Genomic DNA, 24,736 nt, shown 5'->3' with positions numbered 1-24,736 from the left:
AAAGTGAAAATGTTCTAATATATTCTAATTGTATTATTGAAATTTTTCCATAAAAGCGGCCCGCCGGAAATACTGGCGGGCCGTTGCTGTTGCTGCCGGATGCGGGCGAGATCCCATCAGGCTGTCTGGCCGTTGACGCCATCCATGCGCTGCCAGCTATCGAGGTGTTCGGCAATGTGGCGGCAAATGGCGGCGTGTTCTTCCTTGCCTTGCCCCTGAATGCGTACGGGGCTGGCAAAGCAGTACCGTACGGGCATTCCTGGTTTTACAGGCCCAAGTTCCTTGATTTTTTTACCCTGGCCCCAGGCATCGGTTTTAAGGGCCAGCGGTATTAACGGCACTCCGGCTTTGCGGGCCAGCTTGACGCCGATAGTGTTGAAATGCCGCTGGTCAAAAGCGAGCGCGCGCGTGCTTTGCGGAAAAACAATGATGGAAATGCCTTTGCTCAGGCGCTCAAGGCCGCCTTCCAGCACCGCGGTAAGGTCTTCGCGCGGGTTGGACCGCCCAAGCACAATGGGGGCGCGCGAGCGCATGACCGGCCCGAAAAGGGGCATGGTGGTCAGGCTCTTTTTTACCACAAATGTCACGGGCATGCGCGGGCGTATCATGCCCGGCAGCATGAATGTTTCCAGCGTGCTCATATGGTTGGCGACAAAAAGGCAGGGGCCGTCCACTTTTTCAATGGCGTTCATGCCTTGCACCTCAATGGGGCAACCGATGCGCTCCATGAGTTCTGAAACCCACACGCTGGCGTGTACCCATGCACTGTCGTCACATTTTCCTTTGGCTGCCCTGGCGCACAGCCAGCGCAAAGGGCCACCGAACAGGCGGGTGTAAAAGCTCAGCGAGGGCATCAGACGGGTAAAAAAGCCTGTATGTGTTCCCTGGCTTGTGTAGCTATCGCCAGTGAGAAATTTTTTTGCAAATTCGCCTTCAATATAAGGGTGCATACCTAATCTTCCGTCTTTTTGATTTTATGCAGCTTGCGCCACCATTGCGTAAGGCGGGGTTCTTCGCCGTTGTCGCGTGGCTGATAAAAACGCCGCCCTTCCAGTTCTTGCGGCAGGTAGGTCTGCTGGATCCAGGATTCCGGATAGTTGTGAGGATATTTGTATTCTTTGCCGTACCCCCATTCTTTGTGCAACTGCGTGGAAGGATTACGCAGGTGTAGGGGAACCGGATGAGGACCGTTGAGTTTGATCTCGCGCTGTGCATTAAGATATGCCGCGTATGTGGCGTTGCTTTTACGTGCCAGTGCAAGATACGTCACTGTTTCCGCAAGCGGAATGAAGCCTTCGGGCATGCCCACAAATTCCACGGCCTGCTGACAGGCCACGGCCAGCTGCAAGGCGTTGGGGTCGGCCAGACCCACATCCTCGGAAGCGGAAAGAATAAGGCGGCGGCAGATAAAACGGGGGTCTTCAGCGCCTTCGAGAAGGCAAGCCAGATAGTAAAGAGCCGCGTCCACATCGCTGCCACGGATGGATTTGATAAGGGCCGAGGCAAGCTCATAATGGTTGTCGCCGTCTTTGTCGTGGCGAACCAGCACTTCGGGCAGGGCGGCCTTGATGTGCTCGATATCGCGCAAGTCGGCGGGCAGGGCGGCCACGTATTCCACCAGATTCAGCAGGGTACGCGCGTCCCCGTGGGCCACTCCCGCCAGAAGCTCGGCCAGGTCATCGGGCATTTCTGTCTGCAGATCCGCCGCGCCACGGCGCGCGAGTTCCACAAGTTCCGTGCGTCCCAGAGGACGCAGACGGAGCACATGCAGGCGTGAAAGAAGCTGCCGCGTCACACTGAAGGAAGGATTTTCCGTGGTGGTTGCCAGCAGGGTCAGTTCACCCGATTCCACCAGAGGCAGAAAAAAATCCTGCTGCGCCTTGGAAAAGCGGTGCAATTCGTCCAGCACAAGAATTTCAACGCCTGAAAGCGACCGCCGCAAATGTTGCAACCCCGCTTCGGGCGCGCTCAGCCGCAGAAAGGTCTTGCCAGTGGATTTGGCGAGCAAAAGAGCCAGCGTGGATTTTCCACACCCAGGGGGGCCAAAAAACAGCAGACTTGGCAAGCGTTTGGCCTGCATGAGGGAACGAAGGCGGCTGCCAAGATGGGTCTGCCCAAGAAAAAGAGCCAGATCATCCGGACGCATGCGCTCGGGCAGCGGCTTGCTCACACTCATGTCCCGGACTCCTCGCTGGAGCACATTTTTTCAGGCAGTTGCGAGGCCCACCAGTGCAGTCCCAGGCACAGGGTGGCCGCCGTTTCGCAGCGCAGCACACGGTTCCCCAAGCTTACGGCAATAAAGCCGGAATGCTTGAGCACGTCAAGCTCGCGCGATGAAAAGCCGCCTTCGGGGCCGATGACATACACGCTCAGGCCCGGTTGGCCTGCCAGGGCGGGAGTAAGCATGGGTACATTGTCCTGTGCCTCCCACGGTAAAATCCGGTGATCTGCCCCGGCGGCAAGAGCCGCCAGTTCATCAACGCCATTGGTGAGGCCGCGCATTTCCGGCAGCCAGGCATTGCCGCACTGTTTGGCCCCGGCCACAAGCTGCCCCTGGCATGCCTCTGTGGCGGCGGCTGAAAGCTTGCCCTGGCTGTGATCTCCCTGCCAGAGCCATATACCGTGCGCGCCCAGCTCCACGGCTTTTTCCATAAAGAATCCCCGGCGTACGGCCTTGCTGAAAGCAAGGGCAATGACCGCCCGCGCCGTGGGCAGCGGCAGATGTTCTTCATTGAGGCATTCAAGATGAACATTTTTCTTGCCGGTCTTGCGTACAATAAAGCGGCCTTTGCGGCCCCGGCCGTCCAGCAGGCCCACTTCATCTCCGGGACCAAGACGTAAAACCTGGCTCAGGTGGCGGGCTTCCTGATCTTCAAGACAAACTTCCTTTCCCCATTTTTCAGGAGCAAGGTAAAAAAAAGCTAAACTCATGCTATAATATTTTCCTTGCCCGTTCTCGCCTTGCGCACGGCCTTGAAGCCGTCTTGAAGGGAGACGAGGCGTCCGTAGTTCTTGCGAATTTCCAGTCCGGCAGGAGTAAGGCTGTCTTCCGGCTGCTCCAGATATTGACGCTGAAGGTAGCGGTCTCGCAAAATTTTTTCAACGCAGTCAATAACAGCATCAACCAGCGCCGGAAAAAAGTTGACAATCTCGAATTTCAGTTCGTTGAGCAGGGCCACCGTTTCGCTCATCATCTGGCGGTATGTGATGTGCACTCCCTTGCAGGTGCGGCCGCACAGGTCTTCAAGAATGCGCACACGCCTGGCTTGCTGGATATAGCTGAAGCGTGTGCAGACATCCTGATAAAGCTCGCGCAGCCCGTCAAATACCTCGTCATTGTCTGGTGAGTACAGGTAGTTGCACAGCACCTTGCTGACATTTGAAAAAAATTCGTCACTGTAGCTGATCATGCGGCGCTGATGCTTGGTGAGCCAGCTGTACAAAAATTTGAGGCGCTTTTCGTGGGTATCGGTATTTTCCACCACCTCGGTGCGCTTGTAGATGATGCGCCCGGTAAATTCGCCCCGCACAATGTCGTTAAGGCGCAAAAACATGTTTGAGGTGTCTTTGATAAGGTTCAGTCCCTTGAGCGGTTCGCCGGTAAGCGGGTGCAGAACCTCCTGGGCCACCACCGAAAGGGCGCGGTCCTGACGCACGTTGCTGGAATCAAAGCTGTGCTGGCGGTATCTTACACGCAAGATGACCACGCGCCGGGGCTTGTCGAGAAAAAAGCCGTCGCGGTCGATAATTTCAAGCGCTTCGTCATGGTCGGCGTCCACAGCCACCAGCGCAACCTTTTCCAGCAGGGGATAGCGCAAATTTTCCCCTGTGGCGGTATACGTGGTGATGGTTCTGTCTGTCTGGCCGAGAACGCGCAAAAGAAAATGTTCACCCATCTTGTGGAGCTTTCGGGAGAAGAGCGCGCTGGACGTGCGCCGCTCAGACACAATGGGAAAGCCGTAAAGCTCCATAAGGTACTGATAGACAAACATGCGGTTACGTTCGTAAATGTCGCTGTCGCCATAGACAAACTTGCCTATGCGGATGCCGAAGCGCTTGAGCTCGCTGTCAATGTCGGAAGGAAAAGAGGCAAAAATTCCCGCAAGGTGAAACAGGTTGTCCGCATCCCATGCAAGAACCTGCGCCCTGTCCATATTGAGCAGATAGGGCATGAGGGCCGGGTAGTTTTCAAGCAGCACCGTGTCCGTGGAGCGGAACTGGTGGCGAAACACTTCCTGATGCATGCGCGGCAGGCGGGAGGCAAGGGTTTGCAGGTTCTGCCCCATAACCTGGTTTTCCAGCGGGCAGCAGGCCCCTTCGCCTTCTGTTATGACGGGGTGCAGCTTGTCGAACTGAAATATTTCGGAAAAGTAATCAAGCTGGCGGGCAAAGGCCACCATGGCAAAGCCAGGCAGGTCTTTGTATTCGAACATGTCGTTGTCAAAAGAGGGCAAAAGCTCACGCCCTTCGACAACCGGGTAGTTTTTATTTTCCTGGTAGGGTTTTACCAGGCAAAAACGTATGTGTACGGCATCAAGAAAATGCTTGAGTGACGCAAGGTCGCTTATGGTCACTGGAGCGGACAGGCAGCTTGCGTCCTTCCAGGGGTAACCATTTTTGCTGAAGACCTCTTGCCATTTTATCATCCGCGCATCCCGATACCTGATTTTTTAATTTTTTATACTTATTTTAAAAATAATTCCAGTAGTCCCTACAGGTAAATAAGCATTTTTCGCCAGGGGGGCCACCTGCACCTGTTTCAGAATGGCCGAAACTGGCTTGTTTTTCCCTGTAAGCCATCCGCTCTCTGCCTTGAAACGCCGCAAAAGCAGTTGCCGGGGGCGGTACGCTTTGCTACAAGGAGTGTGCCTCTCAGATATTTATGCGGCCAGCCCGCTTCACCATAAAACCCGCATCATCATGACTGAAAACACGTTGGAAAAGCATATACTCAGTATCGTTTGCAGCGTTTTTGACGCATATTCCGTTGTACTTTTCCTGCCCGATGAAGAAGGCGATCTGCATCATTTGGCCGCCTCGTTCAGCCTGGGCGACAAAGTCGGCGGCAATGCCACCGTGCTGCCCGGCAAGGGGCTGGTTGGCTGGATTGTGCGCAATCGCCAGCCTCTGCTCGTGCCAAACTTTGATCAGCGCCAGAGCAATCTTGGCTATTACTCCGGTGGAGAAGAAGCGTCCATCAAGGCCTTCATGGGCTGCCCCGTGCCTACGGGGGGCGCCTTGTGCGTCGACAGCAAGCGGCAATACTCTTTTTCCGACAAGGATCACAAGATTCTTCAGATGTTCGCCGAGCTTGTGGCCCGCCAGCAGGGCAGCAGGGGCCGTCAGGACCTTGCCGGAGACATCCCGCGCTACTTTGTGGAGCTGGGGGTTATCCAGGATTTACGCTTCCGCTATAAACGCTGGCCGCAATTCTTGCAAAACTACCTGCGCATTATGGTGGAAGCCACCGGTTTTGACTACTGCGCCTTTGCCTCTGTCGATACGCCGGGCGAAACCTACTGCGTGGAAGCCGAGTCTGCACGACTGCTGCTTGACGGACAGGAAGAACCGCTGATCTTGCCTATGGGCAGCGGCATAACGGGTTGGGTTTTTCGCAATGACCAGCCTGTCATGGCCGAAGGTGTGGAAGGCGCGCCCTCGGCCGTACTTTTTGGCAAGCTGCCCGACATGCCGGATTTTCAGGCTGCCATCTGCATGCCGGTCATGATCAATAAGAGCACGCGCGGCGTTTTGTGCCTGGCGCATACGCAGCCACGGCAAATTGATGAGTCCATGCGCAGTTTTGTGCGCCAGGCTGTTGACCATCTGGCCCTGTTTCTTGAAAACCTGTACCTCAAGGTTCGCCTTCGCGGCATGCTGCCCAAGGCCAGAGTACACAGTAACGGCCCCCAGGCATACGACCCGGACAATGCCCCCATGCCGCCTGAAAAAGAATATTAGCCATGTTTTTGCGGCGTCTTTTCCGCTTTTTGTCCAAAGACATCGCCATGGACCTGGGTACGGCCAACACGCTGCTTTACACCAGGGCGCATGGCATTGTCGTCAACGAGCCCTCGGTAGTGGCTCTTGATGCGGGTACGGGTAAAGTTCTGGCTGTGGGCGCTGCCGCCAAGGAATATATCGGGCGCACGCCCCGGAGCATTCGCGCCGTTCGGCCCATGAAGGATGGCGTTATCGCGGATTTTGACGTTACCCGGGCCATGATTTCGTATTTTGTGCAAAAGGCTGTTAATGGTCTGCGCCTGGTCAGGCCGTCCATGACCATATGCATTCCCACCGGTATCACCCAGGTTGAAAAAAGAGCTGTCATCGACTCCGCCATGCTGGCCGGAGTTGTTGACATTTCCATGATCGAAGAGCCTATGGCTGCGGCCATAGGGGCTGACCTGCCCATCCATGAGCCTTTGGGCAACCTTGTGCTGGATATTGGCGGCGGCACAAGCGAGGTGGCTGTGATCACGCTGTCGGGCGTTGCCAACTCCCAGTCCGTGCGTGTGGCCGGCGACACCATGAATTTGGCGGTACAGCGCTTTATGCGCGATGCCTTTCGCATGGAAGTGGGTGACAATACCGCCGAAAATGTCAAAAAAATCATTGGCTCGGCCATGCCCATGCCCAATGCGCCCATTCTTGAAGTTTCAGGTAAGGATATGGTGCGCGGCTGCCCCCGCGTGGTTAAAGTGACCGAAGCCCATATCCGCGAAGCGTTGCGCGAGCCAGTACAGGCCATTCTGGAGGTTGTGCTGCGCGCCCTTGAAAAAACGCCTCCGGAACTGGCGGCGGATATTTACCGCAACGGCATGCTCATGGCCGGCGGCGGTTCCCTGCTCAAGGGCCTTGACCAGTATATCTCCCGTGAAACGCGCCTCAAGGTTTTTGTGGACAAAGACCCGCTTACCACAGTGCTGCGCGGCACGGCCAGGGCCATGCTTGACCGGGAGACCTACCGCTCCGTCTTTATCAATTAGAGCAGATTAACTTTGAGAATGGATATTCTCAAAGTTTACTTCGGCGCTTAACAGAGTAAACAAATTGCGCTTACTCACGCCGTCGCAGAGCAGTTTCAAAGTGAAAATGCTCCAAGGGCAGCCGCTGTATTTTCTTTTCATTGTGTTCTGCGCCGGAGCGTCCGGCAGACGGCTATGCCCTCATTCCATGCCCAAGGATTTGCCATGATTGATATTCACCCCATTCTCAAACGCTGTGTAGACATTGTGCTGCAAAGCGGCGAGATCGTGCGCGAGCATTGGTTTCAGCCGAGCAATGTTCGGCATAAAGGCAGTATTGATCTGGTAACCCAGACAGATCTGGCCGTTGAAAATTTTTTAAAGGAAAAACTCGCTGACCTTGTGCCGCAAGCGTGTTTTCTGGCAGAGGAAAGCAGTCAGGAAGATTCCGCCCCCAAGGATACCTGCTGGATTATCGACCCTGTGGACGGCACGACAAATCTCGTACACCGCATTCCCCAGGTCGGCACATCCGTGGCTTTATGGCATCAGGGGCGGGTTGAGCTTGGGATTGTGAACGTGCCGATGCTGCGCCGTTGCTACTGGGCGGCGCGCGGGCATGGCGCGTTTTGCAACGATTCCCGCATTGCTGTCAGTGGAGTAGACAGCCTGAGCGATGCCCTTGTGGGTACGGGCTTTCCCTATGACATTGCCACACGTTTGCCTGAAGTTATGGAGCGCCTTGCCCTGGTGTTGCCCATTGCCCAGGGGGTGCGCCGCATCGGCGCGGCATCCATTGATCTTGCCTACGTGGCTTGCGGCAAATTGGATATTTTTTACGAGGCCGGCCTTAAGCCCTGGGACTACGCCGCGGGCATGCTTCTGGTGGAAGAGGCGGGCGGCCGGGTGAGTGACCTTAACGGTGATCCGTTACAGTTTGGCGAACCTCTGCTTGCCAGCAATGGGCGGCTGCATGCCCTGGCCGTGGACTTGCTAAGCCCGACCAACTGACGAGTGTCTTGATCCGGCAGTTTTATGGATGACCGCGCAAGAACATGGTGGGGTGCGGGTTCATACCGAAAAAAAATACTGTCGTTGGATGGCGGCGCGCATGAGGGGGGAAAGCAGGTCTCCAAAATGCGTCCCCAGCCCCTTCAGCTCATCACGGTCCACCAACAGATGACGGTCCCGGTCGGCGGCCCTGACGGCAATGATGGCGCGCGGCAGCCTGGCCGTAAACAGGTTCAGGAATGTCGCGTCATTTTCAGGGCCTGGGGGAATAAGCCCAAGGGCAGAAACCTGTTTTCCCTCATGCCCCCAGTGGTTGAGCAGCAGCTCCCCAACGCGGCATTCGCACGACATGCCAGCCGGAACACGGCCATGCGACGAAAAGCACCAACCCTGACCGCTGCGAGTCAGCAGGGCGTGTCCATTTTTGTCGCGCACAAGCAAGGCCACAGCGCGGTGCGGCAGGCGCTGACGGAGAACATCCTCGTCAGGCATGATGCACAACGGCCTGTTTTCGCCGTCCACCACTTCAAGGTAGTGGTCAGAATTTTTTAGTCCGCTATAAGGGATTGTTTTCATGAGTATATCCACGGGGCCAGTATGGCGCATGCTGCGGCTTGAGGTACGGCATGCGGCTGAAATGGCCGTCATTGAGCGGGAATGTTTTACTCTGCCCTGGTCCGAAGAGCAATGCCGCGCCGCCTTCGGACAAAAAGCCTTTGCCGCCTTTGGTTTGAGCAACGGCAAAACGCTTGCGGGCTATATCTCCATCTACCACACAGAAGACGAGCTGGAAATACTCAATCTGGCGGTGCGCCCCTGCCTGAGGCGGCAGGGACACGGCTTGCGCATTTTACGTGTTGCCTTGCGTCTGGCGCGTAAAATGGATATGCATAAAGTCTTGCTTGAAGTACGGGATAGCAACACGCCAGCCATTAGCCTGTACGAACGCTGCGGCTTCAAACGTGTCGGCCTGCGACGCAAGTATTATGCCGATACGGGTGAAGACGCCCTTATTTACCAGTGCGAGCTGAATTCCTGTCAGCTTTAACGCCGCAAGGGGTATGTATGCACAAGATTATTGCTGCAAACTGGAAGATGTATAAAGACCGTACTCAGGCCGCCACAACCGCCGGCGAGCTTGCGGCCGCTTTACCCGAAGTTCTGCCTGCGGGACGCGAAGTGGTGGTTTTCCCGCCTTTTACCGCCATTGAAAGCGTGGTTCGTGCTTTTGCCGGTAAAGAAGCTCTGGCCGTGGGCGGGCAGAATTTTTATCCCGCGCCTGAAGGCGCTTTTACGGGCGAGATTTCTGTTGATATGCTGCGTGATGTTGGAGCGCAGTGGGTTCTTGTGGGGCATTCCGAACGCAGACATGTTTTTGGCGAGAGCGATGAGCTTGTGGCCCGCAAAGCGGTGTTTGCCCTTAGTCATGGCCTCAAAACCATGCTTTGCATCGGGGAAAAGCTTGAAGAGCGCGAGCAGGGCAGCCTGTATGCCGTGCTTGAACGGCAGCTGACCGCATTCTTTGAGGCCAGACCTCACGGAATGTCTGGTGAAAGCCTGCCGGGACGTTTGGCGATAGCCTATGAACCTGTGTGGGCCATAGGCACGGGCAAGGTGGCTGGCCCCGGTGAAGTGCGCGAGGCGCACGGTGTTACACGGACCCTGCTTGAAAGATTTGTGGGGGATTCCGGCAAAAAACTGCCTATTCTGTATGGCGGCAGCGTTAAGCCTGATAATGCCGGAGCGCTTATCGCCCTTGACAATGTGGATGGTCTTTTGGTAGGAGGAGCCTCTTTAGAGGCGCAAAGCTTCTTACAAATTATCGGGGCCTGATGCCCAACTTCTGGCGCGCCATCGGGCTGTGGCCGGACGGCGAGGAGGAATACGTGCAGACTCTTATTCTTACGCTGCATATCATTGTATGCGTGTTGCTTGTTATCCTTGTGCTCCTGCAGTCGGGCAAGGAGGGCATGGGCGTCATCTTCGGCGGAGGCAATACTTCTGTTTTCGGCAGCGGCGGCGCCGGCGGCATACTTGCCAAGCTGACTACGCTTATGGCCGTGATATTTGTCATCACTTCGCTGAGCTACACCTATGTGAGCAGCTCTCGCCCCAGCAGCGAATCCACCATTCTCAACGTGAAAATTGAAGATCCCGTTGCGCCGAAATCGGTTCCGGCTCCGGCACAGCAGGCTGAGCCGCTTCAGACAAGCCCGGCAGCGCCCGCTGAAAACCAGAGCGCTCCTGCCGAGGCTCCGGCAGCGCCTGCAGGGCAATAGACCCTCTCTCAATCGGATTGAAAAGCCGCGGTACGCCGCGGCTTTTTTTACAGGCAGTTTTTTGCAGGAGGTGGCATGTGACCGGTTCAGACTCGTTTGGAGAAAATCCTTTTCGTTCTCTTGCTGCCGAAAAATTTCCGGATAAAGACAAAAAACGCCAACCGGGAAAAAGCGTCAGCCAGGAAAGATCACGCCGCATCAGCCGCGCCAATCTGCATAAAGGTCGGACCACAGCAGGAAATGACGGCGCGGATGCCGAAGACTGTGAACTTTTTTTGCATGCTGTCGGTCAGGTCTGCGCACCGGAAAAGGGCCGTGGAAAAAGAAAGCCGAAAGATGTGGAACAGCCCGGCACCTTTTTGCTTGAAGAGCACTGTGCTTTGCCGGGTAAAAAGCTCACAGTCAAAAAAAATAAAAAAGAATCGCCCGCCTGCGCCGCAACACAGGAAAATCCTTCCCTGCAAAAAAAAGAAGCTCAGCCAGCCAGCGGGCCGGGGAGAGCTTTTATGAAAAACCATGCAGTCAAGCCTGGACATGCCTGTGCAGAACCGGGGGCTTGCAGAGATATGGCGTCTGAAAACACGGGCTCGGACCGGGATGCGGATGAAGACGCCGTCTTCATGCAGGCCATGGGGCAGGTGCAACCCCTTCAGGGCCGTGGCCGTGATATTGCCCCCGCTCCTGAGGCAGGCTCTCCACCGCCGCAAGGCCAGCTCGGCTTGCAGGACTTTATGGAAGGCAAGCTGGAATTTGCCCTGTCCTTTACTGACGAATACATTGAAGGACATGTGGTCGGGCTTGACCAGATGATAATGAACAAGCTGCGGGCAGGTTCTCTCAGCCCGGAAGGACACCTTGATCTGCACGGGCTTAACGCCGTACAGGCTTTTGAAGCCTTGCGCGGCTTTTTACGTGGCAGCTGGTATAAGGGACTGCGCACTGTGCTGGTTGTTCCGGGGCGCGGGCGCAACTCGCCTGACGGCATCGGCATCTTGCGCGAAAAGCTGCAAATCTGGCTGACCCAGGAACCGCTCAAAAGAGTAGTGCTGGCTTTCTGTACCGCACAGGCTCATGACGGCGGGCCGGGCAGCGTTTATGTGCTGTTGCGCAAATATCGCAAAAAAGGGCGTATTTACTGGGAGCGACTGCCAGCGGATTCCGACTTGTATTAGCATTTTCTGGCCGCGCTAGAGCAATTTCACTTTGAAATTGCTCTGGCGTCTGCGTGAGCAGACGTTCGCTACGGAGGCGTAAGCGCAGTTTATCTGCGCAATTAAACGCCGAAGTGAGCGTGCCTTAAACTTTGAGAATGTATATTCTCAAAGTTAATCTGCTCTAAATTGTCCGGTGCGATGCAGCCGTCGCGGCACATCAAACCACGTACGTCTAAAATATCTTTTTTTGTTTGCCCGCGGCACAGATTCTGTCCAGCAGCCTGTCGTAATAAGGATCATCCTGCTCAATACACATATGGCGCTGGTAGCGCATACGGGTGCGTACAACCATGAATTGCAGTTTCTGCATCTGCCGTACGCGTTCCTGCTCATCCTCGCATTGATAAAGCAGATCAACAAGGCGGTTCAACTCTTTGCGTTCCGCCAACTCCGGGGGCAAGTAGCCGGCATTGCGGAGAATTTTGTACGCCATGCGCAAGTCTTCCGGCACATGGCTTGTATCCTCAAGCTCAAGAGGACGCCCCTGACCCGGCAAATTGTCAAAGGCCCCACGTGATTGCGCTTCTTCAATGCGCCGTTCGGCAATGAACTGGAGGACGGACCACGGATTGCCGTCAGCCACGGCTGCCTTCTTCCCCGCGTCCCTTGTGGGGATTTTCGCTTTGTGCGGTATCGCTGCCCGGCTGTGCGCCCCAGAGTTTTTTCCATTCCATAAGAGTTTTAAGGGCATCAAGCGGGCTTAATTCTTCCGGTTCCAACTGGCGCAGCAACTCTACCACAGGATGCTCGGAGCGCGGAGGAGCCGCATGTAGAACAGGCATTTCTTCTTCGGGGCTGGCTTCAGGCAGGTCAAGGCCGGGCAGGCACACGGCGGAAACGACCGCTTTGCGCGCCATATCGCGCCCGCGCTCCAGGTTAGCCAGGATAGCTCTGGCACGTTGCACCACGGGAACGGGAACGCCAGCCAGCCTGGCCACCTCAACGCCGTAACTTCTGTCCGCCGGGCCGGGAACGAGCTTGTGCAGGAAAAGAATATCGCCGTTGTACTCGCTGATGGCGATGTTCATTGTAAAAACACCGTCAACACGACCTTCAAGGGCCGTAAGCTCGTGATAATGTGTGGCGAAAAGGGTGCGCAACTCTCCTTGGGCGCGGCGGGCCAGGTCTTCCACCATGGCCCACGCCAGAGCGACACCGTCATAGGTGCTGGTGCCGCGTCCGATTTCATCCAGGATAATGAGGCTGCGCTTTGTGGCCTGCCGCAGGATGCGCGCAGTCTCCATCATTTCCACCATAAAGGTGCTCTGACCCTGAGCCAGGTTGTCAGAAGCGCCCACACGGGAAAAAAGCCTGTCCACAAGGCCGAGACGGGCCGATGTGGCCGGAACCATTGAACCCATCTGCGCCAGCAGGCAGATGATGGCAACCTGACGCAATACGGTGGATTTGCCCGCCATGTTGGGGCCGGTAAGCAGGCACAGGCGGCGTTTTTCATCCAGCCTGAAATCGTTGGGAACAAAGTTGGCGCGGCCGATCATGGCTTCCACCACCGGATGACGGCCCTCACGGATGGTCAGATTGGCGTCGCTTTCCAGATATGGTCGGCACCAGTTGTTGAGGCGGCCCACCTGCGCAAGGCTCTGCCAGTAGTCCAGGTGCGCTATAAGCTGGGCCATGTGGGCAACACGTTCCCGCTGGTTTGACATATGCTGGCGCAGATCCTGAAACAGGCTGTATTCCAGTGCCTTGCGTTTGTCAGAAGCGGAAAGCAGTTCTTCCTCAAGATTTTTAAGGTCCTCGGTGGTAAAGCGTTCGGCATTGGCAAGGCTTTGGCGGCGAATGAAATGATAGGGCATTGTGCCGCTATGGGCCGCCCGTGATACTTCAAAATAATAGCCAAAAACACGGTTATAGCCTAGTTTCAGCTTGGGGATGCCCGTGCTTGCCTGCTCTTGGGCCAGCATGGCCTGCAGCTTCTGCTCACCGTGCTCGGCCAGATCCAGCAGCCTGTCCAGCTCGGCGTTATAACCGTTTTTGAAAAGTCCCCCGTCAGTAATGACCGGAGGCGGATTATCCACCAGGGCGCTTTGTAAAAGTTGTGTGCAATCCTCCATCGTATCCCAGGCCTTGAGAAGTTCGGCCAGGGCGCGGGGCTGCGTGGCGCGGTTTTCCTGCGAGGGGTTTTCTTGGGCGTCGCTTTCCTGGTCAGGCCGCAGCATGAGGGATGTTGTGGGGCCGGTAAGAGCGGCAAAAACCTGCGGCAGGGCAGCCAGACTGTTGCGCAGCGCGATAAAGTCGCGCGGGCTGCCCTGATTGAGGCTGATGCGCGTGGAAAGGCGCTCCATGTCGTAGACGCCGTCAAGGGCCTCGCGCAGCGCGGCCCGGCGGCCGTCATCGGCATAAAACCACTCCACAGCGTCCTGCGTGCGGACTATGTGGGAGCTTTCCCGCCAGGGGTGGCGCAGCATGTCTTCCAGCAGACGGCCGCCCATAGGCGTCATGGTGTCGTCCAGCACATGACGCAGGGTTCCCTTGCCTTTGCGCCCGTTCAGACGGGTGAAAATTTCCAGATTGCGTTCCGTAACCTCGTCAATGATAAGCCTGCGGCTCAAGTCCAGACGCTGGAAGGGCTGCAGATGCTCCGGGCTGCGCATTTGGGTTTGCGCAAGATACGCAAGCAGCGCGCCGCACGCCCGCATTATTTCATCATGGCCTGCAAGGCCGAGGGCAGCGGCTTCGCGTACCCCCTGCGCAGCCAGTACGCGCTCCGTGGAACGTTTGAGATCAAACCGGCTTACAGGCAGGCGCACAAGGCGTATGCCTTCAAGCAACGTGCGGGCTGGCGGTTGAAAACCTTCAGGAACAAGAAGCTCGCGGGGGCCCATTTTTTGAACCCATTGCCACAGTTCCGCCTGCCGTTTGAAATCCACGCCGGACCATTGACCTGTGGAAACGTCCAGCCAGGCAAAACCGCCTTTATCCGCATCGTTTCCGGGGCAGAGAGCGCCAAGGTAGTTATGGCTCTTGGTGCTCAGGTTGGCATCATCAAGCACAGTGCCGGGAGTTTTGACGCTGGTTACGGCCCTTTTCACCAGCCCTTTTGCTGTCTTTGGGTCTTCTACCTGGTCGCAGATAGCAATATGATAGCCTTTGTCCACCAGCTGCGCCACGTACGTGTCCACCGCATGCCAGGGAACGCCGCACATGGGAATGGGATTTTTCGGATCTTTGCTGCGGCTGGTGAGGGTTATCTGAAGTTCACGCGCCGCAAGCTCGGCATCGTCAAAAAAAAGCTCATAAAAGTCACCCATGCGATAAAAAAGCAGAGCATCAGGGTGATCAGCCTTGATGCTCATGTAATGCTCAAACATGGGGGTCATCTTGAAAGTGGGTTCAGACATGGCAGTGCTTCAGGGCAAAAGGGAGCGCGGGAACCGCGTTAGAAACAGCGGAGCAGGCCACTCTGTGCGTGTCTGCTCCGCTGCGCGGCGCTGCCGAAGAACACACGGCAGCGCCCGAAAAACAAAAACGTCTAATGCTTGTCAGGGTCAGGAGCAAGGGCTTCGTCTCCTGTTGCAACCGCTTTGGCTTCAGCCGGAGCAGACTGAGCGCCATCGGTTTTTTCCTTGTTCCGATGCAAGAAGCTCCGCTTTGCGGTTTCCGTGTCGGCCTTCTTGCGAAGCTGGACCATTTCGCGTTCAAGGCTATTGATGTGCCACTTGTGCTTCATCAGGCGGGCCGAAAGGTTCAGCTTGTCCCACACAAGGAAGCTCAAGGTGAGCAGGGCGCCCAGGGCGAAAGCCACAATCACCAGAAAGTAAAACGGCAGCGGGATGGAATGCATGGGCGGAATAAAGAAAAGGTGAAGCGTTAACACCATGTCCTGCGAAAGAGGTCCCTGATTCTGAAAGAAGAACACGAGGGCAAGAAAAAAGACGACGGCCAGCAAGAGAACCTTGATATACCGCATAGACACACTCCTCTCAGGCTAAAGCTATCTCAAAAAATTCACGGGCTTTTTGAGAATGCCGCCCGCCCATGAGGGACACAGCTTGCGCTCTCCAGCCGAATTTTTCACGCCGCCCGGCGTAAAAAACACTTCCTTCGCCACTGATTCCGTCAACTGTTCTGTTGCGGACTGCAACCTTCCTTATGAGGCGAGGAACCGGCGCCGCATGGCTCCCCAGCCAAAGCGCCTTTCGTGAAATATGGTTTCAACGCCGCATAACTGCGGCTTAAATGTTCAGGCATTGTACGCACTTCGTCAAAAACAGCCATGAAAGACGAGTCGCCGGTCCAACGCGGAACCAGATGAAAATGCATGTGTTCCCTGATGCCGGCTCCGGCTGCCGCGCCCTGGTTGAGGCCGATATTGATGCCTTCACAGTTAAAGTGCTTCTTTAATATTATGGAGCACGTCTGAAGAAGATCCATAACTTCATGGGCTTCGCTGGTGTCCAGATCGGCAAGGTTCATGACATGCCTGTAAGGACAAACCATAATATGCCCATTATTGTACGGAAACTTGTTCATGATAACAAAAGAATGCCGCCCTCTGTACAGGACGAGGCGCTGCTCATCCTCCTGTGTGCCGGTGGGAAGACAGAACACACAGGTGTCCGGTTTTGGTCCAAGAATATATTCAATACGCCAAGGCGCCCACAATTGTTTCATAGTTTTTTTCTATACACCGCTTGACCATCAGGAGCAAGCGGAAAACGAACATGGCATAAAATGTTGATATTCAATATGTACAACATATTCAGTGTATTATCTGTGCAAAAAACTTCAATGGCAGCCCTTGCCTGCAGTCCGGGTCAAGACGCGGCCGGTTTGATCATTTGTTGCGCGTAGCCACTGCATGCTTTTCTGCTGAGCCTCCTGGCCGCTGGTGGGCCAGCTTGCGCGCCAGCGCCAGTTGTTCTTCGCGTCCCGGTGCTTCGCCGTCAAGCTTTGCCTGAAGCACCGAGCGCAGGATGTGGCTGAAAAGCGGCCCGGGCGGCAAGCCCATCTTTTTAAGGTCTTCGCCGGTGATATCCACCTTTTCGTGGCGCCATTGGGTAATGTAGCGGGACAATTTTTTTTGCAGCGCTTCGTTGTTGGTCTCGGCCATAAGATAGAGCAGGGATTCCAGCGAAAGAGGGGCCAGCAGCCCACACAGGTCGCTTACCTTGAAGTCCCGCTCGCTTTGGCGCTTTTGCAGGTTTTCCAGGCGTCCTCTCACGGTACGCATCTGTTCGCGCTGGCCCAGTATTTCGTTTCTTTTGTTTTCAGGCAAACCCATGCGCCGGTAGAGCACGGAGGTTTCCGCATAGGGCAGGCCGTGGCAGAGACCAAGAAAATAGACGAGCCAGGACTGAGGCATTTTTTCAAAATACAGCAGGCGGTACCAGGACAGTATATCCTGAAGTTCTTCAAGGATGCTTTTTTTCCCCGGCGTAAGCGCCAACTGTTGAGCAATGGCGGGCAGTATGCCGATCTGATCCAGTCGCTCAAGGCAGGCCAGCGGATTGTCCTCATCGCAGATCAGCTTGAATTCATGAAAAAGGCGCGAGCCGCTGAGCCTGTCCATCAGTTTCAGGCCAAGAGCATTTTTAATAAGCTTTTCCGAGCCTGCCCCTATGCGAAAATCATAACGCTGCTCAAAGCGCACAGCCCGCAGACAGCGTGTAGGGTCTTCAACAAAGCTCAGGGTATGAAGCACGCGTATGATGCGCTCTTTTATGTCCCGTTGCCCGCCGAAAAAATCCACAAGCTGCCCGAATGGGGTGCTGTCCAGCCGCACCGCCAGAGCATTTATGGAAAAATCGCGCCGGAACAGGTCCATTTTGATTGAAGACAGCTCCACGGTAGGCAGCGCGGCGGGATATTCATAGTATTCGAGCCGGGCGGTAGCCACATCAATGCGCGATTCGCGGCCTTCGGCATCTTTAAAGATGACCACTGAGGTCAGAAACTCCTGATGTTCGCGCACTCTTCCGCCAAGCTCCGCAGCCAGCGCCTTTGCAAGGGCAATGCCGTTGCCTTCCACTACCAGATCAATATCCTGGTTGGCCCTGTTAAGCAGAAGGTCGCGAACAAAGCCGCCCACGGCATAGACGGGCAGGCCCAGTTCGCGGCCAAGCTTGCCTGCCATGTGGAGCAGATTTTTTGCGGAAGCGGGCAAGCGGTCCTGTATGAGCTTGCCCACATGGCGTTCCTTGCTGGAGGAATGCTTCAGCACAGGCAAATTGCCCGGCTCATGAGCAAAAACATTGATAAGGTCGGTACGCGTCACAACCCCGATCACATCTTCGTTTTCAACAATGGGCACCAGACGTTGGCGTGCTCCGACAATGGCGGCGGTCAGGTCTTTAAGTACCGCTTCCGGGGGCAAAGCCTGTATGCGCCGTTGCATGTAGTCTTCCACACGGGCGTTTCCGAGTCCGTGGGCGCTGGCGCGCGAAGCAGTCTGGGCGTCCAGCAGGCCCTTGCACCTGCGTGTGCCGGGTATGAAAACAGGCACTGCCTTAAGGCCGAAGTGCAGCATCAGTTCGTCCGCCTGGCGTATGGTGGCTGTGGATTCCACCCCCACAGCCGGAGAAGACATGTATTCACGCGCGGTCTTGTCCGGCTGGGCCTGCGCGTAGAGTTGTCGCAGGATGGCATCGCGCACTTCATGCAGGGTCATGTGGCGCACAGAGGCCGATGCCGCATAAACATGCCCCCCGCCGCCCAGGGCCGCGCAGATATCGCCCACGTTAATGGCGTCACTGCGGCTTCGGGCAACAACCTGTATGCGGTCCCCCATTAGGCCAATGGCAAAAAGAACAATAAATTTCTCCATTTCCATAAGCCGGTGCGCAAGGTAGGCAAAGTCGCCCAGGTAATGCTCCATGGAGGCTTCGGCCAGCACCACCTGCGTTCCGTTTATGGTGTAGGACCTTGCCGACTCCAGCAGGCTGTTGAGAGCCTGTATGTGCAGACTGGTCAGCTCGTGAGCGGCCAGGTCATTGATGCGGTTAACGTCCATCCCCTGGCCGAGCAGCCAGGCGGCAGCCTCAAAATCCGCCGTTGTGGTGGACGAATAGGTGAAGGAGCCGGTATCACCATAAATGCCAAGCCCCAGCAGGGTGGCATCTTCCGATTCAAGGCGGATTCCGGCTTCGCGGAGATGTTGCACGATGAGGCTCGTGACAGAGCCTGTCGGGGCGAAATACAGCTTGCCGGGGGTGATGTCGTCACCTGATTCCGGGTGGTGGTCCCAGATTTCCACGCGCACATCCGGGCGATCCAGCAAAGGGGCCACATGGCTGACCCTGCCGCGCTGGCGCGTGTCCACCACCACCAGCCGGTCAAAAGAATCCCAGTCCAGTGCCGCGCTGTCGGCAAAATTGTAGGCCCGGACATCAAGAGCGGCGTAAAGCTTTTGCAGGCCGCGCTCCTGGCTGCCGGGAAAAAGCAGCACATGGGGTTTATACAGGTGACGGGCAGCCAGCATGGCGGCAAAGGCGTCAAAGTCCGCATTGGCATGGCAGGTTATCAGCGTGGCTTTGGCAGCGCTCACATGGCTCACATCTGGCTCCGGGGATGGAATTTGCGGTGAATGCCACGCAGGCGTTCTGCCTGCACATGGGTATATATCTCTGTGGCGCTGATGTCGGCATGTCCGAGCAAGAGCTGCACTGCCCGCAGATCAGCGCCGCCTTCGAGCAGGTGCGTGGCAAAAGAGTGGCGAAAGGTATGCGGTGAAACCGGACGGCGTATGCCTGCCGCCACAGCGTATTTTTTTACCATTTTCCATATGTATTGTCGTGTCAGGGCGCGGCCGGAACGATTGACGAAAAGCTGGTTGCCTGTGGGCGAAAAAGCCGGACGCCAGTCACGAATATAATTTTCAAGCATGCTTTGCATAAGATCGTGCAGCGGCACAAGGCGCTCCTTGGCCCCCTTGCCGAAAACACGCACAAGGCCGCGCTGAAGATCCAGATCGGGCAGGCACAGGTCGCAGAGTTCAGACACCCGCAAGCCTGCGGCATAAAGCAGCTCAAGCATGCAGCGGTCACGCTGGCCTCCCCTGTCGCGCATGTCGGGCCGTGCCAGCAGGGCTTCCATTTCATCGCGGCTCAGCACTTCAGGCAGATATTGAGGCAGCTTCGGATTGTCCAGCAGTTGTGCCGGATTATTTTTTATGACGTTTTCCTGTATGGCAAAATCGAAAAACGCCCGTAATGCTGAAAGACGGCGCGCCAGTGTGCGCCCAGTATTCTGCCGGGCGCGCAACCAGGCCAGATAAAGAAAAATTTCCTGTTCGTCGGGCTGTGGGCATGGTGACTCGCCATGGGCAAGCTCCTGACGAAAAAGGAAAAAATTTTCAAGGTCCTGCCCATAAGAGGTGACAGTCTGGGGCGACAAACCCCGCTGGGCCAGCAGATAGTCCTGCCACAGCGGCAGCAGGGGGGCCAGCGGACAGAGGAAGGATGGGGCCGTGTCTTGCTTGATCATGCAAGCATGCTAGCCGCCTTGCGCCGGACGGGCAAGTTTTTTACATATTCCACAGCCGTATGCGGTGCAAAACGCGCACGCAGAGGCTTTTGTTCCCTTTGCGCCTGTGCTATCCACAACCGCACATAGATAAAGCAGGAACAGCAACAAACACCCCTTTGAAAGGGGAGAGGCATATGTCCGAAAATTCGTCGGGGGATTCCCTGCAGGCCTATGTGTGTCTTGGGTCCAACTGTGCAAATGCGGAAGAAATGCTGGCACGCGCCCGACAGGGGCTGGCCGCCTTGCCACACATGCGCATCGGGGCGTCGTCGTCTATCTATCGCACCGAGCCGCAGGACTACGCCGATCAGGCATGGTTTTTCAATCAGGTGATCGAGCTTTTTCCCGACGCCTGCTGGACGCCGTGCTCTCTTGTGGATGCCCTGCTGGATATCGAGACAGACCTTGGGCGGGTTCGCAGCACGGACCCGGCCTTGCGCTTCGGACCCAGAGCCATTGACGTCGATCTGTTGCTGTTTGGCTCCACGCGCAGCAAAGACCCTCACTGTCTTGTGCCGCACCCCCGCCTGACACAGAGGGCCTTTGCCCTTGTGCCGCTGCTTGATGTTGCCCCTCACGCGGTCATTGACGGCATACCTGCTTCGGAATGGCTTTCGCGACTGCTGTACAAAAAGGACGGGCAGAGAATTTTTCAGTGACTGAAGGCAGGCCCTGTGGTAATCTTGTCCACGGCTTTCATGAATGTTGCCGGAAGCCGCACCAGAGCCGTACGCGCCCGTGCCTTGCACGGACCTAAGGAGCATGACAGATGTGGAAGTGGCTAATTCTTATCCTGGCGGGCTATGCCCTTTACCGCCTTTTTGCCAATGATGTGCTGAAAAAGAAGAAAGAAAACAAAGAGGATAACGCTGCCGAACTGGAACGCAAGATTGCCGCAGGCGAGATGGTCAAAGACCCCGAATGCGGAACCTATGTTTCTGTTGAGGGCAATATTTCTGTGCGTGACGGGGAAACCGTCCATCGCTTCTGCAGCTACGAATGCCGCGACAAGTTTTTGCAGCGCCTTGAAGAGAGCGGCCGCGAACTTCCCCCGCGCGAATAACGCACACTATAGCTGTTATATTTCACGGGTGAGAAAATGGCCTGAGGGCTGTTTTCTCACCCGTGTTTTTTAGCGCAACTGATTTTAACAACGGCCCTTCATTCCATACTGCGGACGCAGACAGTCCCAGCGTCCGCAGCATGCTTTTGCGGCAATCCTGCCGGACCGAAGCGAGGCTGCCGGCAGCCTGTATCTGAAAAACGCCTATGTCACCCCACAGAGTTTTTTGGCAAAATCCGACTGGTCCTGAAGGTCTCCAAGCCGCAAGATGCCTTGCTCCCGTGCCATTTCTCTGGCTATGGCCATGAAAAGACGGATACGGTTCAGTTGATTGGCCTCGCTGCTGCCGGGGTCATAGTCAATCGCCATGATATTGGCCTGGGGCGCTGCCCGCCTCACGGTTTTAAATGTCCCGCGACCCACCACATGGTTGGGCAGGCAGCCGAAGGGCTGCAGGCAAAGGATATCCTTTGCGCCATGATTGAGAAATTCCAGCATTTCCGCAGGCAAAAGCCATCCTTCGCCAGCGGCGTTCCCCAGTGAAAGCATGGTTTCGCCCATGCGGGCCAGGGTGTCCACATGAGCCACCGGCATGACCCTGTCTGCCAGAGATGAGCGCCCGAGGGCCTGCCGCATGCTTTTGCGCAGACTTTCCACCTTTCTGATTATCAAAGCGCTGCCGAGAGCACCCAGAGCGCTGCCGCCCTGGCGTTGCCAGTCGTATATGGAGTCCCGCAGGCAGTAAAGCATGAAGTTTGTAATGTCCGGCAACAGCGGTTCGCCGCCTTCCTGGCGAATAATGTCAACAATATGCCGGTTGGCGTCCGGATGGTAAGTAAGCAGAATTTCTCCCACAACGGCAACGCGGGGACGGCGTCCTGAACCCAGGCTTATCTGCTCGAAGTCACGCACGAGGCGCTCCATGCTGTGGCGGAACGCCCTGGCATCGCCTTGCCTTACAATGGGAGAAAGCACGCGCAGCCAATGGGCTGTTCTGTCTTCCGTATCGCCGGCGTGCCGTTCATACGTCTGCGTAAAAAGCGAAAGGCGCTGCAGCATGTCACCGCCGAGCATGCCGAGCAGCATGCGGTGGAGCATGTCGCGACCGGGCCGGAAGCCGGGATGTCCCTCTGTTCCAGCAGTGCTCAAGGTGAGGATGGGGATGGAATCCAGGCCGCATTCCAGCAAAGCCTTGCGCAGCAGGGCCGGATAGTTGCTGGCGCGGCAGGGGCCACATGTTTGTGAAAGCAAAAGCGCCACGCGCTGCGGGTCATGTTCGCCGCTCTGCAGGGCGTGCAGCAGTTGGCCTATGGCGACAATGGCCGGATAGCAGGCATCATTGTTCACATACGCCTGACCAAGGCTGATGGCCTCGGGATTGACATGGGGCAGCAGTTTGATGCTGTGGCCGCTGCCCGCGACGCCTTCCGTGATCAGCGAAAAATGCAGCGGAGCCATCTGCGGCACAAGAATGAGCCTTGACTGGGCGTCCTTCCTGGTAAAGACAGCAGGGGGCGGAGGCGGCGCGTGGACAATGTTTTTTTCTCCGCGTCCCTGGGCTACGGCCAGCAGGGAACGGATGCGGATGCGCGCCGAAGCCAGGGCGTTTCCTTCATCCATTTTGATCAGGGTGTACAGCTTGCCGCATTCCTGCAACTGCTCGCGTACCTGGTCTGAGGTAATGGCATCAAGCCCGCAGCCGAATGACGTAAGCTGAACAAGTTCAACGCGGGCATTGCCGTGCGTGGCCTGGCCCACCCAGGCAGCGGCTCGATAAAGGCGCGCGGGATAGGTCCACTGGTTTCGCACGCGCAGGCCGGGAACGGGCATCTTCTGAAGCCACGTCCGGGGCAGACAGTCTTCGCTCAAAACCGTGGCTCCAAGCGAGGCTATGAAGTCCGGCAGGCCATGATGCACCTGGGGGTCGGCATGGTAAGGACGCCCAGCGAGCACAACCAGCGAGCCTCCCTGGCGGCTTGTTGCGTCATAAAGCTTTTTCGCCTCATTGCGAAGTTCGCTCAGATAATGTTCCTGCTCGCGCCGCGCGGCTTTTATGGCAGCGCGTACTTCCCCCTTGGGCAGGTTCATTTCACGGCAAATGTTGCTGACCAGGGAACCGGTATGGTTGAGGTTGACAAAAGGGGTATGCATAACGACCTTGCCCACGGCAAGTTCGGGCAGATTTTCTCGTACAACCTGCGGATAGCCGCAGGCGACAGGGCATGAAAACGCATCGCACATCTCTTCGAACTCTTTGGCTTCACGCGGGATGCAAGGCAGAAAAATGCGCTTTGCGCCTGCCTTGATGAGGGCGAGCACATGCCCGTGTGCCAGTTTGGCCGGGTAGCAGACACTCTGCGAGGGTACAGAGGCCAGCCCACGGGCGAACAGGGCGCGACTTGTGGGAGGAGAAAGCTCAACCCTGAAGCCAAGCTCGGTAAACAGGGTAAACCAGAAAGGGTAATGCGAATAAATCGTGAGCACGCGCGGTATGCCTAAGACGCCACGCGGGGCATCTTCCACGGGCAGCGGCTCATAGTTGAACAGGCGACGGTATTTCCAGTCGTAAATATTGGGTGCCTTTTCAGCTTTTTTGGCGCCGCTGTTGGCGAATTTGTCGCAACGGTTGCCAGAAAAATGCCGTTCGCCATGTGAAAAGCGGGTTTCAGTGAGAAGGCAGTTGTTGCCGCAATCACGGCAGCGAAAGCTGCGGCTGCGCATCTCAAGGCTCCGTATGCGTTCAGCCGTTATGGGCGACCGGGGTTCTTCCTGGGCCGGGCGGGCTTCAAGGGCTGTCAGGGCCGCGCCATACGCCCCCATAAGTCCGGATGACACCGGACGGTGTACATGATGCCCGAGGGTGCGCTCCATAGCGCAGAGCAGGGCGTCATTGAGGAAAGAGCCGCCTTGCACCACCACATGCTGGCCCAGTTCGTCCACATTTTTTATGCGCAGGACTTTGTCCAGAGCATTGCGCACCACGGAATAGCATAGCCCTGCGGCAATGTCGGCGGCCTTCATGCCCTCTTTTTGCGCCTGGGTGACCTTGGAGTTCATGAACACCGTGCAGCGCGATCCGAGATCAGCCGGGTGCTCGGCATAAAGAGCTGCCTGAACAAATGCGTCCATGTCCATGCCGAGGCCGATGGCGAAGCTTTCAAGAAAAGCCCCACAGCCGGCAGAACAGGCTTCGTTGAGGCTTACGCTGGTGATGACGCCGTTTTCCGCCTTGAGACACTTCATGTCCTGCCCGCCGATATCAATGACGTAGCTGACTTCCGGGACGATGCGGTGAGCCGCCTTGAAGTGCGCCAGAGTTTCAACGGTCACGCAATCGAGCTTCAGGGCAGCTTCGGCAAGCTGGGCGCCATAGCCTGTGGCTGCAGCACCCGCAAGCCACGCCTGCGGCGGAATCTGCTCAAGCATGTCTGCCAGGGGCGGCAGAAGAACCTGCAGGGGGTTGCCTCCATTGGAAACATAACATGACGCCAGCAGGCGCTGCTGACTGTCCATAAGGGCGGCTTTGACTGTGGTGGAACCCAGGTCAAGGCCGAGATATAAAGGCCCTTGGGCTTCGCTGAGGGCTGCCCTGGGCAGTTTGTCGTCAGAATGGCGTTTTTTGAAGGTTTCGTATTCGTCCGGGTGGGCAAAAAAGCGGGGCAGGGCCTTGGTCAGCGGGCTGGCCCGTTCGCGCGACAGGCTGCGGGCCTGCCC

At 56.5% G+C, this 24,736-nt stretch carries 21 protein-coding genes; 9 read left to right on the top strand and 12 right to left on the bottom strand.

The genetic code is table 11. The features are described 5' to 3' along the window. Positions 1–116 precede the first annotated feature (116 nt). Genes V6C16_RS00105 through V6C16_RS00090 form a run of 4 tightly spaced genes read right to left on the bottom strand, consistent with a single transcriptional unit; the run spans position 117 to position 4,646 of the window. Positions 117–950, bottom strand: a complete 834-nt coding sequence (locus V6C16_RS00105) for a lysophospholipid acyltransferase family protein (RefSeq protein WP_333536449.1) — start codon at positions 948–950, stop codon at positions 117–119. A gap of 2 nt (positions 951–952) precedes the next feature. Further along, positions 953–2,176, bottom strand: a complete 1,224-nt coding sequence (locus V6C16_RS00100; RefSeq protein WP_333536447.1) for a replication-associated recombination protein A — start codon at positions 2,174–2,176, stop codon at positions 953–955. Next, positions 2,173–2,931 (bottom strand): 16S rRNA (uracil(1498)-N(3))-methyltransferase, encoded by a 759-nt coding sequence (locus V6C16_RS00095; protein ID WP_333536446.1) that lies wholly within the window; start codon positions 2,929–2,931, stop codon positions 2,173–2,175. The genes V6C16_RS00100 and V6C16_RS00095 overlap by 4 nt, the downstream gene beginning before the upstream one ends. Continuing rightward, positions 2,928–4,646: a hypothetical protein gene (locus V6C16_RS00090; protein ID WP_333536445.1), complete on the bottom strand. Its 1,719-nt coding sequence runs from the start codon at positions 4,644–4,646 to the stop codon at positions 2,928–2,930. Before V6C16_RS00090 ends, V6C16_RS00095 begins: the two co-directional genes overlap by 4 nt. 274 nt (positions 4,647–4,920) lie before the next feature. On the opposite strand from V6C16_RS00090, the gene V6C16_RS00085 reads away from it, so the two are divergent. The 3 genes from V6C16_RS00085 (at position 4,921) to V6C16_RS00075 (ending at position 7,979) form a co-directional block, all read left to right on the top strand. After that, on the top strand, positions 4,921–5,961 hold the full coding sequence (locus tag V6C16_RS00085) for a GAF domain-containing protein (protein ID WP_333536443.1): 1,041 nt from the start codon (positions 4,921–4,923) through the stop codon (positions 5,959–5,961). Positions 5,962–5,963: 2 nt separating this feature from the next. Next, positions 5,964–6,989 carry a rod shape-determining protein gene (locus V6C16_RS00080; RefSeq protein ID WP_333536442.1) on the top strand — a complete coding sequence of 342 codons (1,026 nt, stop codon included), beginning with the start codon at positions 5,964–5,966 and terminating at the stop codon, positions 6,987–6,989. Positions 6,990–7,193: 204 nt separating this feature from the next. Continuing rightward, positions 7,194–7,979: an inositol monophosphatase family protein gene (locus tag V6C16_RS00075; protein ID WP_333536441.1), complete on the top strand. Its 786-nt coding sequence runs from the start codon at positions 7,194–7,196 to the stop codon at positions 7,977–7,979. A 60-nt stretch (positions 7,980–8,039) separates the two neighbouring features. Here V6C16_RS00075 and V6C16_RS00070 read toward each other — a convergent pair whose 3' ends face one another. Next, positions 8,040–8,555, bottom strand: coding sequence for an NUDIX hydrolase (locus V6C16_RS00070; RefSeq protein WP_333536440.1), 516 nt, complete (start codon positions 8,553–8,555; stop codon positions 8,040–8,042). Here V6C16_RS00070 and rimI point away from each other — a divergent pair. The 4 genes from rimI to V6C16_RS00050 all read left to right on the top strand — a co-directional run bounded on the left by rimI (position 8,554) and on the right by V6C16_RS00050 (position 11,430). Next, positions 8,554–9,027: a ribosomal protein S18-alanine N-acetyltransferase gene (rimI, locus tag V6C16_RS00065; RefSeq protein ID WP_333536439.1), complete on the top strand. Its 474-nt coding sequence runs from the start codon at positions 8,554–8,556 to the stop codon at positions 9,025–9,027. The genes V6C16_RS00070 and rimI overlap by 2 nt on opposite strands. A 17-nt stretch (positions 9,028–9,044) precedes the next feature. Beyond that, the gene (gene tpiA, locus V6C16_RS00060; protein WP_333536438.1) at positions 9,045–9,812 is read left to right on the top strand and encodes a triose-phosphate isomerase; all 768 of its coding nucleotides are present in this window, start codon (positions 9,045–9,047) and stop codon (positions 9,810–9,812) included. 53 nt (positions 9,813–9,865) lie between these two features. Continuing rightward, positions 9,866–10,258, top strand: a complete 393-nt coding sequence (gene secG / locus V6C16_RS00055; RefSeq protein ID WP_333536477.1) for a preprotein translocase subunit SecG — start codon at positions 9,866–9,868, stop codon at positions 10,256–10,258. Positions 10,259–10,335: 77 nt separating this feature from the next. Continuing rightward, positions 10,336–11,430 (top strand): Smr/MutS family protein, encoded by a 1,095-nt coding sequence (locus tag V6C16_RS00050; RefSeq protein ID WP_333542704.1) that lies wholly within the window; start codon positions 10,336–10,338, stop codon positions 11,428–11,430. Positions 11,431–11,644: 214 nt separating this feature from the next. On the opposite strand, the gene V6C16_RS00045 is transcribed toward V6C16_RS00050, so the two are convergent. From V6C16_RS00045 to xerD, 6 genes are all read right to left on the bottom strand, one after another. Beyond that, positions 11,645–12,055 carry a DnaJ family domain-containing protein gene (locus V6C16_RS00045; RefSeq protein WP_333536434.1) on the bottom strand — a complete coding sequence of 137 codons (411 nt, stop codon included), beginning with the start codon at positions 12,053–12,055 and terminating at the stop codon, positions 11,645–11,647. Continuing rightward, positions 12,048–14,834, bottom strand: a complete 2,787-nt coding sequence (mutS, locus tag V6C16_RS00040) for a DNA mismatch repair protein MutS (RefSeq protein ID WP_333542703.1) — start codon at positions 14,832–14,834, stop codon at positions 12,048–12,050. Before mutS ends, V6C16_RS00045 begins: the two co-directional genes overlap by 8 nt. A gap of 131 nt (positions 14,835–14,965) precedes the next feature. After that, positions 14,966–15,403: a LapA family protein gene (locus tag V6C16_RS00035; protein WP_333536578.1), complete on the bottom strand. Its 438-nt coding sequence runs from the start codon at positions 15,401–15,403 to the stop codon at positions 14,966–14,968. A 149-nt stretch (positions 15,404–15,552) separates the two neighbouring features. Continuing rightward, entirely contained in the window at positions 15,553–16,107 is a 555-nt protein-coding gene (locus tag V6C16_RS00030) for an HIT family protein (RefSeq protein WP_333536577.1), read from the bottom strand. A 163-nt stretch (positions 16,108–16,270) separates the two neighbouring features. Then, entirely contained in the window at positions 16,271–18,979 is a 2,709-nt protein-coding gene (locus tag V6C16_RS00025) for a CBS domain-containing protein (protein WP_333536579.1), read from the bottom strand. Between the two features lie 5 nt (positions 18,980–18,984). Next, positions 18,985–19,917, bottom strand: a complete 933-nt coding sequence (gene xerD, locus V6C16_RS00020) for a site-specific tyrosine recombinase XerD (RefSeq protein WP_333536576.1) — start codon at positions 19,915–19,917, stop codon at positions 18,985–18,987. Between the two features lie 176 nt (positions 19,918–20,093). Here xerD and folK point away from each other — a divergent pair, with 176 nt between their 5' ends. Both folK and V6C16_RS00010 read left to right on the top strand, forming a co-directional pair. After that, a complete protein-coding gene (folK, locus tag V6C16_RS00015; RefSeq protein ID WP_333536575.1) occupies positions 20,094–20,618 on the top strand; it encodes a 2-amino-4-hydroxy-6-hydroxymethyldihydropteridine diphosphokinase in 525 nt (174 codons plus the stop codon). 110 nt (positions 20,619–20,728) lie between these two features. Next, the gene (locus tag V6C16_RS00010; protein WP_333536574.1) at positions 20,729–21,022 is read left to right on the top strand and encodes a transcriptional regulator; all 294 of its coding nucleotides are present in this window, start codon (positions 20,729–20,731) and stop codon (positions 21,020–21,022) included. 204 nt (positions 21,023–21,226) lie between these two features. Here the strand turns inward: V6C16_RS00010 and V6C16_RS00005 are convergent. Next, positions 21,227–24,736: acyl-CoA dehydratase activase-related protein (locus tag V6C16_RS00005; protein WP_333542702.1), on the bottom strand; the 3,510-nt coding region annotated here is incomplete at its 5' end.

Origin of the sequence: Desulfovibrio sp. 1188_IL3213 (assembly GCF_036763145.1) — a bacterium.
Classification (GTDB): domain Bacteria; phylum Desulfobacterota; class Desulfovibrionia; order Desulfovibrionales; family Desulfovibrionaceae; genus Desulfovibrio.
The sequence above is the reverse complement of the archived record's forward strand: the minus strand, read 5'-3'. Positions and strand labels throughout refer to the sequence as shown.

Bases quoted from the DNA above. Each gene is read 5' to 3' on its own strand.
- V6C16_RS00105 (WP_333536449.1), bottom strand. From the start codon at position 950: ATGCACCCTTATATTGAAGGCGAATTTGCAAAAAAATTTCTCACTGGC.
- V6C16_RS00100 (WP_333536447.1), bottom strand. From the start codon at position 2,176: ATGAGTGTGAGCAAGCCGCTGCCCGAGCGCATGCGTCCGGATGATCTG.
- V6C16_RS00095 (WP_333536446.1), bottom strand. From the start codon at position 2,931: ATGAGTTTAGCTTTTTTTTACCTTGCTCCTGAAAAATGGGGAAAGGAA.
- V6C16_RS00090 (WP_333536445.1), bottom strand. From the start codon at position 4,646: ATGATAAAATGGCAAGAGGTCTTCAGCAAAAATGGTTACCCCTGGAAG.
- V6C16_RS00085 (WP_333536443.1), top strand. From the start codon at position 4,921: ATGACTGAAAACACGTTGGAAAAGCATATACTCAGTATCGTTTGCAGC.
- V6C16_RS00080 (WP_333536442.1), top strand. From the start codon at position 5,964: ATGTTTTTGCGGCGTCTTTTCCGCTTTTTGTCCAAAGACATCGCCATG.
- V6C16_RS00075 (WP_333536441.1), top strand. From the start codon at position 7,194: ATGATTGATATTCACCCCATTCTCAAACGCTGTGTAGACATTGTGCTG.
- rimI (WP_333536439.1), top strand. From the start codon at position 8,554: ATGAGTATATCCACGGGGCCAGTATGGCGCATGCTGCGGCTTGAGGTA.
- V6C16_RS00070 (WP_333536440.1), bottom strand. From the start codon at position 8,555: ATGAAAACAATCCCTTATAGCGGACTAAAAAATTCTGACCACTACCTT.
- tpiA (WP_333536438.1), top strand. From the start codon at position 9,045: ATGCACAAGATTATTGCTGCAAACTGGAAGATGTATAAAGACCGTACT.
- mutS (WP_333542703.1), bottom strand. From the start codon at position 14,834: ATGTCTGAACCCACTTTCAAGATGACCCCCATGTTTGAGCATTACATG.
- V6C16_RS00035 (WP_333536578.1), bottom strand. From the start codon at position 15,403: ATGCGGTATATCAAGGTTCTCTTGCTGGCCGTCGTCTTTTTTCTTGCC.
- V6C16_RS00030 (WP_333536577.1), bottom strand. From the start codon at position 16,107: ATGAAACAATTGTGGGCGCCTTGGCGTATTGAATATATTCTTGGACCA.
- xerD (WP_333536576.1), bottom strand. From the start codon at position 19,917: ATGATCAAGCAAGACACGGCCCCATCCTTCCTCTGTCCGCTGGCCCCC.
- folK (WP_333536575.1), top strand. From the start codon at position 20,094: ATGTCCGAAAATTCGTCGGGGGATTCCCTGCAGGCCTATGTGTGTCTT.
- V6C16_RS00010 (WP_333536574.1), top strand. From the start codon at position 20,729: ATGTGGAAGTGGCTAATTCTTATCCTGGCGGGCTATGCCCTTTACCGC.